Source organism: Deinococcus sp. NW-56 (assembly GCF_002953415.1).
In the GTDB taxonomy this organism is placed as follows: Bacteria; Deinococcota; Deinococci; order Deinococcales; family Deinococcaceae; genus Deinococcus.
On the sequence record NZ_CP026516.1, the window covers coordinates 2,312,457 to 2,328,853 of the forward strand.

A 16,397-nucleotide genomic window follows, 5' to 3' on the forward strand; every position below is an offset into this window, starting at 1 on the left:
CGGGCGTGGGGACGGTGCCAGGGCTTACAGGGCGGCGGTCAGCCCTTCACCCCTGCCGCCGGAAGTCCGGCGCCCGCCGCGCCTTGAAGGCCGTCACGCCCTCCTCGTGCTCCCAGTGGTCCCCGGCGAGTTGCTGCAATTCGGCTTCGAGGTCGAGGGCCTGATCCAGCGTGCCCGTCATCGCCGCATTGAGCGCCCGCTTGGTCAGCCCCAGCGCGTGCGCGGGCCGCGCCGCCAGCCGCTCGGCGTACTGCTGCACGTCTTCATGGAAGGTCTCGTCGGGGAAGACGTGTTCGCACAGGCTCAGCCGCAGCGCGTCCTGGGCGCCCACCTTTTCTGCCAGCGCCATCAACTCGAAAGCCCGGTGGTAGCCCACCAGCCGGGGCAGGAACCACGTGCTGCCCGAATCCGGCACCAGCGCGATGTTGGAAAAGACCTCGATCAGGCTGGCCGACCCCGCCCACAGCCGGAGGTCGCCCGACAGCGCGAGGCTGGCCCCGGCTCCCGCCGCTACCCCGTTGACGGCGGTGATGACCGGCTTGTCCAGCCCCCGGATGGTCCGGATCAGCGGGTTATAGGTGTGGTTGAGGTGCTCGGTGAAGGTCATGTCCCGCCCCGACACGTCCCCCAGGTCCTGCCCGGCGCAAAAGCCCCGCCCGGCGCCGGTGATCACCACGACCCGCACCTCGGGTTCCGCTCCGGCGGCCTGAAGTTCCCCGGTCAGCGTGAGCAGCAGCGCGTCGTTCGCAGCGTTGAGCTTGTCGGGGCGGTTGAGGGTCAGGGTGCGGACCCCGGCGTGGGTGCGGGACAGGATGACGGGTTCGCTGGTCATGGCAAGCAGCGTAGCGCCTGTGCCCCTGCGCCCTACACTGACCCGCGTGACGTCCCCGTCCCTTCCCACCATCCTCGCGCTGGACGTGAGCAAGTCGCGCATCGGCTTCGCGGTGAACGCCGGGCGCCTCGCCTTCGGCCGTGGCAGCGTGGACCGTAAGCGGCTGCCGCTGGACCTCAAGGCCGTGCGCCTCAAGGTCGAGGAGACGGGCGCGGAGCTGCTGCTGCTGGGCCTGCCCCTCCGCACCGACGGTGCCCCCAGCCCCTCCGCCGACCGGGTACGGGCTTTCGGGCGGGTGCTGGAAGATAAGGGGTACCGGATTGCCTATCAGGACGAGCGCTTTACAACCCAGCGGGCGCGGGCGCTGGGCGCGGCCGACGAGGATGAGGCGGCGGCGGTGCAGATTCTGGAGTTGTATCTGCTGGGGGGCTAGAGACGCTTCGGACCTGACCCCTCACATAGGACTGCAGCACCGCACTTTCCCGTGGGCGCGTCCTGCTCCACAGGAATTGGCGGCCCCAATATCCAGTAATGAGAAAGCGGTTAAGTCATCGTTAGCATGACTGACTCTTGGCTGACGGTGTCCTGAGCATTCGGAAAGCCAGACCATGAGCCAGCAAAATGCGGCTGGGTCGGAGGTGTTTTATACATCAGCGGAATTCGATGAGAAGGATAGGTCGAGACTGACGAAAACCTTACAGTGATGGGGATGTTATTTCCGTGTCTGGCACAGAAATCTTGTTGACACCCCCCAGGGCCGTCCATATACTCGCCATAGGATTCACATCCTGGCCTAACTTGGGCGGTGGCCTGAGCAGGAGAAGCAGACGGGCAGGAAACTAGGCAACTGGACCCGTCCATCTCTCCCTCGCGACTGGCCCTCCTCTCATGAGAGGCACTGGGAGCCACGCTCCCACGGAGGACGTATGAATAAGAACATCGCTTTGCTGGCTCTCACGGGTGTGCTGACCCTGGCGTCGTGCGGCACGGGGCCTGATGCTCCTACTACCCCCACCACGCCTACTACGCCGACCACTCCTACTACGCCGACCACTCCTACTACGCCGACCACCCCCACGACTCCGGCGCTCAACAGCATCACCATCATCTCCCCCACGCAGGGTGCGAACGCCACCGTCGGCCAGGCCATTCAGGTCAACTACACGACCTCGGCTGCCCTGACCAACGTGACTTGCACGGTCGCTGCGGGCGGCACCACCAGCAGCCCGGCCACCGCCAGCAACAGCGCCAGCGGCGGCTTCTGCACCGTGACGCCCACGGCGGCGGGCAGCAACATCATCACCGTGACCGGCACCGACGCTCAGGGCCGCACGGTGACCCAGCAGGTCGTCGTCAACGCGGTCGCCGCAGCGACCCCTGCGACCAGCAACATCGTCTTCGACCCCGCTCAGGAATTGACCCTGACGAGCGAAGGCATCGTGCGCGATGCGATGAACGGCTGGCGTCAGCTTGGTCAGGGCGTGAGCACCCCGACCACTCCTAACACCAACGTGGACGTGTACGTCAAGGGCACCATCAACGTGTCTTACCGCGGCGCGGCCGCCGGCCAGAAGGTCGAGATCATCCTGGCCCGCACCACCGGCACCGACGTCCCCAGCAACGACCAGATTCAGGCGGGCGACGTGCTGCGTTCGGTCGTCTCGACTGGCGCTGACGTGACGGCGGTGCTCGACACCCGCCGCCTCGCCGAGTTCGAGGCCGTGCGCCAGTGGCTCGTCTTCCGTGTGGGCACCACGGTGACCTTCCAGCCCATCATCACCGACAACCGTGGCCCCCAGCAGGCCGACCCCGAGTTCAACGGTGTCGAGAACAACTTCTCGAACCTGATCCGCAATGTGGACAACACGGGGATCAACTTCGCGCGTGGTGACATCAACGTCTTCACGAGCAACCCCAGCCTCCAGGACCGCGAGTTCGGCCAGGCCCCCATCGGTGCTTCCTTCGTGCAGCGTCGTCCCGCGGGCTTCGAGAGCATCCGCTACTACCTCGTCCCCGAGACCGCCTTCAACGACAAGGGGCTGGCCGACAGTGACGAGATGCGCCGCGCCGAGGCGGTCAAGCGTGTGGCCGCTGGCCGTAGCGCCCCCATCCTCGAACCCGGTGACCGTTCCGCCGCCTTCAGCAGCCTGTTCGGCTCTACCGGCGCGACGGCCACGGGCGCGACCCGTACCACGGGCATCGTTGACAACGTCAACTACCGCATCTACGCGATCTCCCGCGACCAGCTCGGCAACGAGACGGCCAGCGCGAGCTACGAGACCATCCGCTTCGACAACGTCGGCCCCAGCTTCACCGGCAGCGTGCTGCGTGACGCGAGCGACCTGCCCTTCCCCTCGGTCGAGCCCGAGCGTTGCCTGAGCGACTTCGCAAGCGTGAGCCTGGGCAATGCGGCCGACAACGCGGGCGGCATCGGTGTCCTGCGTCAGCCCACCTTCACCATCGGCAGCATCAACCTCGACGGTCTGACCACCTTCGACACCAACCGCCTGGCCGACGGCGAGTACACCATCAACACCAGCAACTTCACCGACCGCCTGGGTAACCCCCCGGTCAACGCCCCGCAGAACGCGACCGTGTTTATCGACAACACGGACCCCACCGCCAACTTCAACCGCCCCGTGGGTCTGGGTGTGGTCGAGAGCGGCGAGCGCGTCTCGGTCGAGAGCGATGCCAGCGACGGCGGCTGCGGCGTGTACGAAGTGCGCCTGTTCTGGGACAGCAACCTTACCAACGCGACGGACGACGCGACCACGACGCCGGGCATCGGTCACCCCGTGCAGTTCGCCCGGAGCGCCCAGTCCACCGAGCGCATGCGCACCATGAGCCTCAACGGTGGCTGGAACGCCCTCCAGCTCCCCAACCTCACCTCGCAGATCCAGCTCCGTGGCCTCGCGGTTGACCGCGCGGGTAACGCGACGATGTTCAGCACCCCCATCACGGTGGAAGCCAAGAGCGGCGTTGACAACGTGGACAAGCTCCCCGGTGGCGTGAACAGCAACCGCATCGTGCTGGGCAACTCGGACGGCTACCGCCGCAACCAGGTCATCAACCTCCAGCCCAACACCAACCTGATCGCGGCGTTCGGGGCGAACGGCACCACGCTGATCCCCAACACCACCGGCAACAGCCTGCTGGACAACAACCTCTCGCTGGACTCGACGGCCACCCGTACGATCAACTCCAGCGGCCCGACGCGCAGCGAGAACATCCGCGAGGTCAGCGACTACGGGCGCTTCGACGCGGCGCTGTGGGCCACCATCCGCAACTACCAGCTCGCCACCGACCCGACCCTGCGCAGCGGCAACCGCACCCTGGACATTGGCCAGCTCAGCAGCCAGCGCCAGCGCAACTGGAACGTCCGCAACCCGTGGATCTACATCACGGACAGCGCGACGCCCGACAACAAGCAGCTGTACACGGCGACCAGCGACCTGCTCAACGACTTCTACTGGAACCGTACCTTCCGCAACCCTGCCGCCAACACCAACCTGGTCGGCGAAGCGGTTACCAACGACGCCACCGTCTTCAACACCACCCGTTTCACGTACGATCAGTTCAACAAGATCGTGACGGACACGGCGGGCGCCTACAGCTTCCTCGGCGAAGCGGTCGGCACGGTCGACGGCACGGCCCGCTAAACCCCCTCACCCATAAAAGGCTCCCTCCGGGGGGCCTTTTTTCGTGTCTTGCCCCCGCGCGGGCTACACTGAACGCCCGGTTTCTCCGATATTCCCCACACCCGCGCGGCCCAGACCGCCGAGGAGGTCCTATGCAAGGCACCATGATGGACGTTCCCCTCACCATCCCCTTCATCCTGGAGCGTGCCCGCACGATCTACGCGGAGCGCGAGGTGGTCAGCCTGCTGGTCGCCGGACGCGACGAGGCGGGGCAACCCATTCCCCACAAGCACCGCACGACTTACGGCGCGGTGGCCGACCGGGCGCTGCGGCTGGGCACGGCGCTTCAGGGCCTCGGCCTGACCCCCGGCGACCGGGTGGCCACCCTGGCGGTGAACTCGTTCCGGCATCTCGAAGCGTACCTGGGGGTCCCCAGCGCGGGCTTCGTGCTGCACACGGTCAACATTCGCCTGCACCCCGAGCAGATCGCCTGGATTCTGAACCACGCCGAAGACCGGGTGCTGCTGATCGAGAACGTCTTCGCGGCGATGATTCCGGCGCTCAGAGCGGCCTGCCCGAAGCTGGAGCACATCGTCGTGCTGGGGCCGCTGCCGCAGCCTATCCCCGGCGTGCAGGACTACGACTCCTGGGTGATGGGCCACGAGCCGATGCCGCGCTACCCGCAGCTCGCGGAAACGGACGCCGCCGCCATGTGCTACACCTCCGGGACGACTGGGAATCCCAAGGGGGTGCTGTACACCCACCGCTCGACGGTGCTGCACTCGCTCGCCAGCGCCCCCAAGGACGCGCTGAACGTGGGCGAGCGCGACGTCGTGCTGCCGGTGGTCCCCATGTTCCACGTCAACGCCTGGGGGCTGCCCTACACCTGCGCGATGTACGGGGCGGCGCAGGTCTTCGGCGGGGCCTTCAGCGACGGCCCGAGCCTCGCCCGGCTGATGCAGGACGAGCGCGTGACCATCACGGCGGGGGTGCCCACGATCTGGATGGGCCTGCTCGCCGAACTGGACCGGGCGAAGGCGGCGGGGCAGCCCTACGACCTCTCGGCCCTGGAACGGCTGGTCGTGGGCGGCTCGGCCGCGCCAGAGAGCATGATCCGCGCCTTCGAGGAGCGGCATGACCTCAGCCTCGCGCACGCCTGGGGCATGACGGAGACGCATCCGCTGGGGACCGCCAGCATCGTGCCCGTGGGCGTGGACGAGCGCAGCGACGAGGGCTACCGCCTGCGGGCCAAGCAGGGGCAGCCCGTGCCGCTGGTCTTTCTGGAAATCGTCTCGGAGGAAGGCGAGCCGCTCCCCCACGACGGCCAGACGATGGGCCGCCTGATCGCGCGGGGGCCGTGGATCGCCAGTTCCTACTTCAAGGGCGAGGGCGAGAGCAGCTTCTTCGAGCGGGACGGCGAGCTGTGGTTCGACACCGGGGACATCGCCACCCTCGACGAGCGCGGCTACATGCACATCCAGGACCGGGCCAAGGACCTGATCAAGTCGGGCGGCGAGTGGATCAGCAGCGTGGATCTGGAAAACGCGATCATGGCCCACCCCGCCGTCGCGCAGTGCGCCGTGATCGCCATGGACGACCCCAAGTGGGACGAGCGCCCGCTGGCGGTGGTCACCCTGCGCGAGGGCGGGCAGGTCACTCACGAGGAACTGCGCGACTTTCTGGCGCCGAAGTTCGCCAGGTGGTGGCTGCCCGACGCGACCGTCTTCGCCGAGAGCCTCCCCATCGGTGCGACGGGCAAGTTCCTCAAGCGCGAGTTGCGCGAGCAGTACCGGGGCTACCCCCACACCCACGAGACGCACCACACCAACCTCGCGGGCGAGGGAAGCTGATTCCTGACCCGCTGAGCCCCACCCCGTAGAATCCCCCCTATGGCCGTTTCGGTGCGGGGACAACAGGTGACCTTCCTTCCCCCGGCGGGTGCTGCGGCGCTCGTCGGGGATTTCACGGACTGGCGGAAGAAGCCCGCCCTCCCCGTGGTGGGTGGGGCACCGATCACGCTGACCCTGCCGCGCGGCGCGTGGGTGGAATACGCCTGGCTGGACGCGGCGGGTCAGGCCTTCCCTGACCCCGACAACGCGCAGAAGTCGCTCAATCCGTGGTGGCCCTACCCCCGCGCGGCCGTGGTCGGGGAGTATGTCCGGCATGGACTCTGGCACCGACCCGACGCCACCCAGAAGGGCACCGCCCACCGCCTGACCTGGCCCGGCGAGGTGTTTCCCGGCACCCGCCGCGCCATCGTCTACACCCCGCACGGCCACGACCCGGCCCGGTCCACGCCCGTGTACTACGTGCAGGACGGGGTGGCCTTCTACCGCACCGGACGGCTGGGCGAGGTCATGGACCGGGCGGTGGAGGCGGGGCTGGCGACGGGTGCGGTGCTCGTCTTCGTGGAGCCGGGGGACCGCAGCACGGAGTATTACGTCAATGACCGCTATCTGGACTTTCTGCGGCAGGAAGTCTTTCCACGCGTGGAGGGCGAATACGCGACCGTCTCCGAGCGGGGGCTGTGGGGCGCGAGCCTCGGGGGGCTGATCTCGCTGCACCTGGGCGCAGGGCACCCGGACCTCTTCTCGCGGGTGGTCAGCCACTCTGGGGCTTTCATTGCGCGGCCCGGCGCGACCGACCCGGACGGCACCATCAACACCACCACGGCGGGCGAGTGGTTGCGCGAGCGGCTGGAGGCGACCCCGCCCCGGCACCTGCGGGTGAGTCTGGATACCGGGGTGCTGGAGTGGCTCACGGCGCCCAACCGCCGCATGGCCGCCTCGCTGGCCGACCTCGGCACCGAGCACCAGTACCGCGAGTACCCCAGCGGCCACAACTGGGTGACATGGCGGGACGCGCTGCCGGAAGCGTTCCTGTACATGCAGGGCACGTGACGCCCGCCCACCGGCACTCACCCACTTCTGCGCCCCAGACGGCACAATCGGCCCCATGCGTGCCCCCCTACTCGCGGCGCTGCTCCTCGCGGGCAGCGCAGAGGCCCTGACCATGACCCATCCGAACTCCACCACCGTCCTGCACGAGCGGGCGGCCGACTGGCAGGGTGCTGCGCTCGCGGGCGTGGCGGTGCGCGGCGACGCCCTGACCCTGGCGCCGGGCAAGACCTCGGGCACCCTGACCAGCCCCCCCGTGAAGGTGCCCGCCTTTGACGAACTCGTGCCCTCCTGGAACGCCTACACGGCGGGGGGCGGCAGCGTGACCGTGGAGGTGCGGACGCAGGGTGCCGGGGGCACCTGGAGCCGTTGGTTTTCCTTCGGAACGTGGCAGCGGGCGGAGGGGCGCACCTCCGTGAACGGCCAGCGCGACGCGGCGGGGCAGGTCCTGACCGATACCCTGCGCCTGACCGCCAAGGCCAGCGCCTACCAGTACCGGGTGACCCTGCGCGGGGCGGGCACCGAGGTGCGTCTCGTCGGGCTGAACACCAGCGACCGCGCCCGCCGCAGCGCGGGCCTGGGTCAACCGGGCGACCGGGCGGCCTGGGGCAAGGTGATTAGTGTGCCCCAGCGGTCGCAGATGCTCTACGAAGGCGGCGGTGAGGTGTGGTGCAGCCCGACGAGCGTGTCCATGATCCTGGCGCGGCACGGGGTGGACGTGCCCGTCCCGCAGGCGGCGAAGGGCACCTTCGACCGGGCGTATGGCGGGACCGGGAACTGGGCCTTTAACGCGGCGTATGCAGGTGAACAGGGGCTGCGGGCTTTCGTGACGCGGCTGCCCCACCTCGCGGCGGCCGAGCGATACACGGCGGCGGGGGCACCGCTGGCCGTCAGCCTGGGCTGGAAGAAAGGCGAGTTGCCCGGCGCTCCTCTGAGCTACAGCGACGGCCACCTGATGGTGCTGGTGGGCTTTGACGCGCAGGGCAACCCGGTCCTGAATGACCCCGCCGCCCCCACCGACGCGGGCGTGCGGCGCACCTATCCCCGGGCGGCCTTTGAGAAGCTGTGGCTGGGGCATTCGGGCGGGTTGAGCTACGTGATCGCGCCTCAGGGGCAGCGGCTGCCCTAAGTCCACCCTCTTGCCGCCCCTGATCGGGTGTTTCGCGCCCCGCCCCCCCTCTCTACAGTGGGGGCATGAGTGTTCACGTCATCCGTCCCCGCAGGCGCCGCCGCGAAGAGGGCATCGCGCTGGTGGTTGTCCTCCTCTTCACGGCGGTCGTCCTCACGATCGTGGTGAGCACCACCGCCACGCTGGCGCTGGGGGCGCGGGGCGGCGGCGTGAACGAGCGGGCGGCGTATCAGGCGCTGCTGGCGGCAGAGAGTGGGCTGAACACGTTCGCGGTCCGGTTCGCTACGGACATGGACACGCTTTCTTCCGACCAACAACTGCGCGGCCCCATGACGGCTGCGCGGCTGAACGCCTGGCTGACTGAACGGCAACTTGGAACCTATGCCAGCAGCACCGGGACGACGGCTACGCTCTCGTTCGAAGGAACAGCCAGCCCACTGACGCTGGTCGCCACGGGCAAACAGGGGGACGTGGCCCGCAAGGAAACGCTTCAGGACTACAGCGTCGAGCGCAGCCCGGCCTTCAATATCCGCGTGGACGCCGCCCTCGCGTCTCACCCCGGCGTGGAGGTGCGCGGCAACGCGGAAGTGTCGGGAGAAGATGGAGACCAGTCCAACGGAACCATCCTCGCAGCCAAGGTCGAGGCTCCTGGGGGCCTCACCCTGGCGGAATCGGCCTCCTCGCAGGATTTCTCGTTGACGCTGTCACCGCAGTCCCAGAGCGGCAAGCTGCTGCTGCGGCCGGGGGACTACGTGCAAGCGGGCCTGCCCAAAGCAACCTACAAGGTCAAGAGCGTGGCAGGCAATCAGGTCGTCCTCTCGACCCTGGGCGGCACGCCCGTCACGGTGCTGGCCCATAACTCGGACGTGATGCGCGTCGACTCGGCGGTCACGGCCCCCTTTACCCAGTCGCTGAATACGGGGGCAAATGTCAGTCAGGTCAAGGTTTCCGACCCGACCGCCTTTACGGTCGGCTCCACAGTCTTCGCCGGGCAGATGAAGGGCACAGTGCAGGCGGTCTATGCAGGCCTGGCGCCCAGCAATGTCAACTACAACTCCATTGAAGTGAAGTGGGTCGAGAAGACGGACACGCTGGCCCCCAGCATCACCACCATCGCGGAGGGCACGCCCATCCGGCGAGACGTATTGGGCGTCGTGTCGGCGGGCACGATCGACACCGACGGCAAGGGCACGATTACGGAAGGCTCCAGCGCGAACAACAAGGGAATGCAAGACCGCAACCCCTACGGCACCAGCGCCGACACCGCGGCCACCGACATGTTCACCTACACCTTTGGGCAGACCAAAGCTCAGATGCTCGCGCCGACCGGCTGGCTTCCCAGCACGACGAGCTTCAACGGGACCCTGACCGGCGAGCCGGTCTTCTACAACGGCAACCTCCAGTTGACGGGCGGCAGCCTGTGCGGCTACGGCATCCTGATTGTCAAGGGGGACCTGACCGTGAACGGCACGTGCGACGCGGGCTTCCACGGGGCCATCTACGTGATGGGCGACTATGATCAGCAGGGCAACTCCAGCCTTCAAGGAGCAGTGCTGGTCGAGGGCACGTCCTCGGTCAAGGACGAGACCAAGATCGCCGGGACGGGGCAGGGCGACGGCAAGATCGAGTACAACCGCGCGGCACTCCTTGAAGCCGGTTCGGCGCTGAGTCCCCTCACGCTTCAGACCGTGACGGGCACCTGGAGGCAGCGGTGAATCGCCACGGTTTTACCCTCATCGAGTTGCTGCTCGTCATCGCCATCATCGGGATTCTGGCGGCCATCGGCATGGTGAACTACGCCCGGTGGCGAGCCAGTTCGGCCGTCATGGAGGGGGCGCAGCAGTTCGCGCAGGCCGTGAACGCTGCGCGAACCGGGGCGAAGAAAGCCAATGCCTGCTGGCAGATCGGGGTGCTCAACACCACGGCAACGAACACCCAGTATCAGATCAAGGAGTATGCCGCCGCCTGCCCGGCTGCCGGGAGCAGCACCCCCGCACCCACCCAGACCCGCACCTATACCATGCCTGCCGGAACCCAGTTGGCGCACAGCAGTGGCTCGTCGACCATCAGCTTCCGCCCCCCCTATGGCACGGCTGACAGTTCGCCGGACGAGTTCAAGGTGCGCTGGGCCAACAACACTGCCATAGAGCGCAACGTGCGCCTGACGGGCATTTTCGGCAAGGTGGTCATCAAGTGAGGAACCAGAAAGAGCAGGGGCTGACCCTGATTGAAGTGCTGGTGGCGCTTTCTATCTTTGCCATCGTCTCAGTGGCGGTGCTGTCGATGTTCCCGGCCATTTTCAAGCTCAACAGTCAGACGCGGGCCGACCAAGCCGTGACCATCGGGGCCAAGCAGTTCATGGAGCAGACCCGCACGAACTTCTCCTCCGCTGCGGGATTTACTGCGGGCACCCTGCCCAGCGCTCCGGCAGCAGCGACCGTCAACAACTACACCTGTGAGCCTTCGGTCGGCAACCAACAAAGCGACGCGGCCGGAGTGGTCATCATCAAACGGGTCACCCTGAAGTGCACCCACACCAGTCAGCCAGAGCAGACCTTTGTCCTCGACTTCGGGAAGCCGTCGTGAGCATGCAGGCTGAGCAGGGGCTGACGCTGGTCGAAATGCTGGTGGCGATGGCGATCATGGGGATCGTCTTTGTGCTGGTGACCAACTGGCAGGTGTCCACCCTGAGCATCTCGACCCGGACCAATGCGATGTCACAGCGATTGACCGACCTCACCGATGCGACGGGCTATGTGGGGGACCGGGTGCGGGCGGCGATCGCGGTGCGGGACAGTGGATTCACAGTCAATGCCAGCGGCGCTACCGCGGCCACCAACTCGGGCAAATGCGACGCGGTGACGCCCTGTTTGGCCCTGCTGATTCCGGAGAGCGACGAGCAACTGAAGGGGGCGGTCACGCTCAGCGATTCGTCCGCGACTCCCAAAATCGGCCCGCTGAGCACCACGGGTGTGCGTTACCGCGTCTATGTCTACCGAATGGAACCCCGGTCCATCTTGAATGCGGACGACCGCATGGACGATGCCTGGGCGGACGACAGCACGAACAAGGTGATGGTCTTGCGGGAATACCGTGGCGTCGTGGCCAGCGGTTCGGTCACGGCGACGGTTTGTCCGGAGGCCGTGACGACGGCAGCGGGTTCGACCACTTCCTGTAACGCGCTGGCCACCCATTTCCGCACCGCCTCGGCCTTTAGTGGATTGCAGCCCTACCTGGTCACGGACCATCTTTCGCTCACCAATGCGTCCGGCGGTGCCCTCACTCCCTTCGCCTGGGATGCGGGCACCCGCACGATCACCCTCCGGTTTCAGACCAAGCAGAGCGTGCGGGGGAACGTGACGTTCCTCCCCGCCACCCCCTACACCCTCAAGGTGCAGGCCCGCAACGTCGCCCCGTAAACGCCGCACCCTACACTCCCCCCATGCTCTTCCCCACCCGCTGCCCCGAGTGTTCCCGCGAGGTCCGGGCAGAATTCGCCGACAGCGCCATCCATGACCTGACCTGTCCGCACTGCGGGGCCGGGTTCTGCGTGCTGGTGCGCAAGCACAAGTTCGAGGTGCTGTTCGACCTGGGCACTCGGGCGCTGATGGACGGCTACGCGCGGGAGGCGGTGGCGACCTTCGCGGCGGCGCTGGAGCGGTTTTTCGAGTTCTACGTGCGTTCGTATGTGCTGGAGCGGATGGCGGATGGCGAAGCCGACTTCGCGGGGGCGCTCGCCGCACTGGACGGCACCTGGAAGCACGTCTCGGCGCAGTCGGAGCGGCAACTGGGCATGTTCGCGCTGGCCTACCTGCTGCGCGAGGGCCGCCCGCCCGACTTCCTGACCCCGCAGGCCCTGGGCAGCGACTTTCGCAACCGGGTGGTGCACCGGGGGGCGCTCCCCCGCCGCGAGGAGGTAGAAGCCTACGCCGCCCGCGTCTTCGCGCTGATCGACCGCCTGCTGACCGAACTGGGCGAGGGGGCCGCGCACGCCGCGCTCGCGCAGGAGGCCGAGTTCGCGGCGCACCTCGCGCGGCTGCCGGAGCAGGTCACCGCCGTCTTCGAGGAGCATCCGGGCATGTTCCGTGCCCGGCGTTTCGGGGGCGAGGTGCGCGGCAAGGGTACCCCGGACAAGGCAACCCCCCACTCCCCCCGCAACGACGCGCAGGCCTTCGCGCGGGCGCTGGCCGAGCGGGGGCCGGGGCTGGATCACCTGCTGCGGGAACACTTCCTGAAGGATCCCAGCCGCAAGGGGGGCGGGGGGCGGTCCTGAAGGCCCCTACACTGGGGCATGATCCCTCCCGAGACGGAGTTCCGGTCCCGCCACGTCGTCACGAACGGGGTGCGGCTGCATGTCGTGGAGGCGGGGCCGGAGAGAGGGCCGCCCGTGGTCCTGCTGCACGGCTTTCCCGAGTTCTGGGAGGGCTGGACCCGGCAGATTGGCCCCCTCGCCCGCGCGGGCTTCCGGGTGATCGTGCCGGACCTGCGGGGGTACAACCTCAGCGAGAAGCCGTCCGGCGTGCGGGCTTACCGGGTGGGCACGCTCCAGGAGGACGTGGCGGGCCTGATCCGTGCCCTGGGGTACGAGCGGGCACACGTCGTCGGGCACGACTGGGGCGGCATCATCGCGTGGGCGCTGGCGCTGCGGCAGCCGGAGGTCATCGGGCGGCTGGTGATTCTCAACGCGCCGCACCCCGCCGCCTACCGCCGGGCGCTGGGGCACCCCGCGCAGTGGATGCGGTCGTGGTACGTGCTGTTTTTCCAGTTGCCGTGGCTGCCCGAGCGGATGCTGCCGCGCTTCGGGCGGTGGGCGCTGCGGGGGACCAACCCGGCGGCCTACCTGCCCGACGAACGGCGGCGCTATGAGGAAGCGTGGGCGCGGCCCGGTGCGGCGACCGCGATGGTCAACTACTACCGGGCGATGGTGCGGCTGGGGGGCCTGGGGCGGGGAGGCGGAGGCGGCGCGGTCCCCCCCATCCGGGTGCCCACCCTGGTGCTGTGGGGCGAGCGCGACGTGGCGCTGCGGCCCGAACTCGCCGACGGGCTGGAGGCGTGGGTGCCGGGCGTGCGGGTGGTGCGCCTTGCGCGGGCGAGCCACTGGGTCATGCGCGACGAGCCGCTGCGGGTGAACAACCTGCTGCTGGAGTTCCTGTCGGGCCAGTGACCTGAGTCTCTTTTCGTGCCATCCTCGGCCATGACGACGGAGACAGTGCAGATCAGGGTCGAGGGCTACGGCGAGGTCACCGCGCGGGCGGGCGAGCGGCTGGTGCTGGCGCTGGAGCGCGGCGGGGTGGACATCCTGCACCGCTGCGGGGGCGTGGCCCGCTGCACGACCTGCCGGGTGAGCTTTCAGGAGGGCGAACCGGACCTGATGACGGTGGCCGAGCACGACAAACTTGTGGAAAAGGGGCTGCTGGGGCAGGCGCGGCTCTCCTGCCAGGTCGAGTGCGCCGAGGGCATGGCCGTGACGCCGCTGCAAACCGCACGGTCGAGCGGGCTGGAACCCGGCAAGGCGCCCGCCGAGCAGATCGAACCCGAGCCCGAGTGGACCACCCGGCCAGGGTCCTCGACCGAGGGCTAATACGGATTCCGGTTGAACAGTTACACAAACTGTTCAACCCGAGCGGACTTGTAAAGCTGCGGAGCAGAGCGAGCAGGAACAAAACGGTTGCCGGGAAAGGAGTTGTCGCACCGGCGCCTTCCCGGTTCGATAACGGATTGGACGGCAACTGTATAACTCAGGAGTTGCACCTGCATAACGACGGGGAAGCGCTCCCAGCCGAGAAAATCTGGGAGTGTCTACGTCACAGATTCTGGGGGAGCGCGTCCGCATTCTGGCAGATGAGTTCCTGGCCGTTCCAACCACGTCCTACCAACAGCGCAGCCTGGAGGCTGCGCTGTCGATGTTCCTGGACACTGCCACCAAAACGGCGTTGCACCGCGCTGAGTTGGTCAGCAAAAGTGCGCTGAGCCGCCTCCTGAACGAGTACCCCTGGGATACGGCACAGGGTTGGGCCATCTTGCAGCGCGCCCAGTGGGACGCGCTGCTTGTCGCGGCCCGACGAAAACACCGCCCACTCCTGCGGCTGAGTGTCGACCTGACCAGCATCGAAAAAAAGGGCAGCACGCTGCCCTTCGTTCGCGTCTACAACGAGGTTCACGGCATCCATCTGGTCGTGTTGTTCGCCGAATACGGAGCGGTGAAGTTTCCCGTGGGGTACCGGGTCTACCGGGGCAAGGGGACAGCGACCCCAGTGACTCTGGCACGAGAACTTCTGCGAACCGTCCCAGACGCGATCCGTCGTCGATTCCGGATTCGCGTGTTAGCAGACAGCGGATTCGAATCCGCTGTCTTCCTGGATGAAGTCAGGCAGCTGGGCTTCGAGTTTGTGGTGGGCGTTCGGTCAACCCGGCGGACGATGCACCCAGGCGAGGTCACGGTGGCTGACTGTCCGCATGGAGGCTACATCGAATTGAAGAACTGGCCGCATGACCCGCTGGTGCTGGGTCGCGTCGACCGTGGAGACCGGGTGTTTCACGCGGTTTCTTCGGAACTGATGGAAGGCGACGAGGTGGTCGCCGAGGGGGCAAAGCGGTGGAGTGAGGAATCGTTCTTCAAGGAGGGCAAGCACCAGTTTGGTCTGGCGCAGTTCGCAATGCGAACTGCTGTGGGCCTGGATCGCTGGGTCCTGCTGGTGTTCCTGGCCTGGACACTGGCCATCCTGCACCGAGAGACCGGGATGACCCTGGAGGCGTGTGCTGCTCTGGCACTGATGACGGTCATGCCAGACGTTCATTTGAACCGCCTGCTCCTGACGTTCAGCAGAAACTCGGAATTTCTCCGCCAGCACGGCTATTCACTGCGCTATGCGAGGTGCAACTCCTGAGTATAAGCCCCTAGCCCGGCGTCGTGCCGGGGCCACCCCCCAGCGGGCCGCCGAGGCCCAGACGGTGGTCTCCCCCATCGCGGCCAGACCCACGCGACCCACCTCCCAGCGGATCGGTGGTCGCCTGGGTCCAGGCCACGCGCCCGCAGTGGGGGCAGGGGGGAACGGGGCCGCCGTTCACCGGGCTGACCGTGCCGCAGTGGGTGCAGGCGAGGTCACTCTGGCGGCCCTCCATGACCGAAACGGGCGCTTCAAGGTCCCAGGGGGGCACGATGGGCAACCCCGGCGGCGCGTCCTCCGAGTGCAGGAACACGCTGAGGTTGCCGTCCTGCTCGAAGTAGACCCGCTGCACCTGCCCGAGCTGCCGCACCCCGGCGACCCGCAGGCGCTCGAAGAGGTCCTCCCGGCTGAGGTTGGAGCGGTCGAGCGCCCGGCCCGACATCACCCCGTCGCGCACGAGTTCGACGGGGGTGCCCTCGACGAAGGTCTCGACGGTCTCGTTCTTGATGACGAGCCAGGCGAGCAGCCGCTGCATCCCCACCACCAGCGCGAGCACCAGCATCGCGTGCGCGAGCGGCACCTCCGGGTAGAACATCGGGTCGCCCGCCGCCGACCCCAGCCCGATCACGATGGCGAGTTCCAGCGGACTGAGCTGCGCCAGCCCCCGCTTGCCCATCAGCCGCAGCAGCAGCAGCAGCCAGCCGAAAATCACCACCGTCCGCAGGGCGATCTCCGCGAAAAACAGCGGGGAGAAGTCCCCCAGGAACATCCGGGGCAGGTCGAGCGGAACGATTTCAGCGCTCATGGACGGCGCTCCGGCGGGGCCTGTCCCGGTTCACTCAGGTCAGCCTCGGTCAGCCCCAACCCGGCGAGCACCTGAGGGCGCGTCCAGCCCACATACGAGGCGAGGTCGTGCAGGGCCGCCTCGAACTCCGGCGAGCCGGGCGGCAGCGCCCGCAGCCGCGCCCACAGGGCGTTGCGCCGCTTCAGGAAGTCACGGTCGGGCACGGCATC

The 16,397-nt window shown here is 67.7% G+C and carries 16 protein-coding genes; 13 read left to right on the top strand and 3 right to left on the bottom strand.

Features of this window, described 5'->3' with window-relative positions:
• Positions 1 to 46: 46 nt before the first annotated feature.
• Positions 47 to 832 (bottom strand): enoyl-CoA hydratase-related protein, encoded by a 786-nt coding sequence (locus C3K08_RS11595; protein WP_104991446.1) that lies wholly within the window; start codon positions 830 to 832, stop codon positions 47 to 49.
• Between the two features lie 46 nt (positions 833 to 878).
• On the opposite strand from C3K08_RS11595, the gene ruvX reads away from it, so the two are divergent.
• The 13 genes from ruvX to C3K08_RS11660 all read left to right on the top strand — a co-directional run bounded on the left by ruvX (position 879) and on the right by C3K08_RS11660 (position 15,383).
• The gene (ruvX, locus tag C3K08_RS11600; protein ID WP_234009062.1) at positions 879 to 1,265 is read left to right on the top strand and encodes a Holliday junction resolvase RuvX; all 387 of its coding nucleotides are present in this window, start codon (positions 879 to 881) and stop codon (positions 1,263 to 1,265) included.
• 493 nt (positions 1,266 to 1,758) lie between these two features.
• Positions 1,759 to 4,491 carry a hypothetical protein gene (locus C3K08_RS11605; RefSeq protein ID WP_104991448.1) on the top strand — a complete coding sequence of 911 codons (2,733 nt, stop codon included), beginning with the start codon at positions 1,759 to 1,761 and terminating at the stop codon, positions 4,489 to 4,491.
• A gap of 131 nt (positions 4,492 to 4,622) precedes the next feature.
• Positions 4,623 to 6,320 (top strand): long-chain fatty acid--CoA ligase, encoded by a 1,698-nt coding sequence (locus C3K08_RS11610; RefSeq protein ID WP_104991449.1) that lies wholly within the window; start codon positions 4,623 to 4,625, stop codon positions 6,318 to 6,320.
• Positions 6,321 to 6,359: 39 nt separating this feature from the next.
• Entirely contained in the window at positions 6,360 to 7,370 is a 1,011-nt protein-coding gene (locus C3K08_RS11615; protein WP_104991450.1) for an esterase family protein, read from the top strand.
• A gap of 55 nt (positions 7,371 to 7,425) precedes the next feature.
• On the top strand, positions 7,426 to 8,496 hold the full coding sequence (locus C3K08_RS11620) for a peptidase C39 family protein (RefSeq protein ID WP_104991451.1): 1,071 nt from the start codon (positions 7,426 to 7,428) through the stop codon (positions 8,494 to 8,496).
• A gap of 65 nt (positions 8,497 to 8,561) precedes the next feature.
• On the top strand, positions 8,562 to 10,211 hold the full coding sequence (locus C3K08_RS11625; protein ID WP_104991452.1) for a pilus assembly PilX N-terminal domain-containing protein: 1,650 nt from the start codon (positions 8,562 to 8,564) through the stop codon (positions 10,209 to 10,211).
• Between the two features lie 26 nt (positions 10,212 to 10,237).
• Entirely contained in the window at positions 10,238 to 10,693 is a 456-nt protein-coding gene (locus C3K08_RS11630) for a hypothetical protein (RefSeq protein WP_234009063.1), read from the top strand.
• A complete protein-coding gene (locus C3K08_RS11635; RefSeq protein ID WP_158679920.1) occupies positions 10,690 to 11,082 on the top strand; it encodes a type II secretion system protein J in 393 nt (130 codons plus the stop codon). Before C3K08_RS11630 ends, C3K08_RS11635 begins: the two co-directional genes overlap by 4 nt.
• A gap of 2 nt (positions 11,083 to 11,084) precedes the next feature.
• Entirely contained in the window at positions 11,085 to 11,915 is an 831-nt protein-coding gene (locus C3K08_RS11640; RefSeq protein ID WP_104991455.1) for a type II secretion system protein J, read from the top strand.
• A 23-nt stretch (positions 11,916 to 11,938) separates the two neighbouring features.
• Positions 11,939 to 12,769 carry a zinc-ribbon domain-containing protein gene (locus C3K08_RS11645; RefSeq protein ID WP_104991456.1) on the top strand — a complete coding sequence of 277 codons (831 nt, stop codon included), beginning with the start codon at positions 11,939 to 11,941 and terminating at the stop codon, positions 12,767 to 12,769.
• Between the two features lie 18 nt (positions 12,770 to 12,787).
• Entirely contained in the window at positions 12,788 to 13,660 is an 873-nt protein-coding gene (locus tag C3K08_RS11650; RefSeq protein WP_104991457.1) for an alpha/beta fold hydrolase, read from the top strand.
• 30 nt (positions 13,661 to 13,690) lie between these two features.
• Entirely contained in the window at positions 13,691 to 14,077 is a 387-nt protein-coding gene (locus tag C3K08_RS11655; RefSeq protein ID WP_104991458.1) for a 2Fe-2S iron-sulfur cluster-binding protein, read from the top strand.
• Between the two features lie 214 nt (positions 14,078 to 14,291).
• Positions 14,292 to 15,383 carry a transposase gene (locus C3K08_RS11660; RefSeq protein ID WP_104991459.1) on the top strand — a complete coding sequence of 364 codons (1,092 nt, stop codon included), beginning with the start codon at positions 14,292 to 14,294 and terminating at the stop codon, positions 15,381 to 15,383.
• A 10-nt stretch (positions 15,384 to 15,393) separates the two neighbouring features.
• On the opposite strand, the gene C3K08_RS11665 is transcribed toward C3K08_RS11660, so the two are convergent.
• Positions 15,394 to 16,188, bottom strand: a complete 795-nt coding sequence (locus tag C3K08_RS11665; protein WP_104991460.1) for a DUF421 domain-containing protein — start codon at positions 16,186 to 16,188, stop codon at positions 15,394 to 15,396.
• Positions 16,185 to 16,391: a hypothetical protein gene (locus C3K08_RS11670; protein ID WP_104991461.1), complete on the bottom strand. Its 207-nt coding sequence runs from the start codon at positions 16,389 to 16,391 to the stop codon at positions 16,185 to 16,187. The genes C3K08_RS11665 and C3K08_RS11670 overlap by 4 nt, the downstream gene beginning before the upstream one ends.
• Positions 16,392 to 16,397 lie beyond the last annotated feature (6 nt).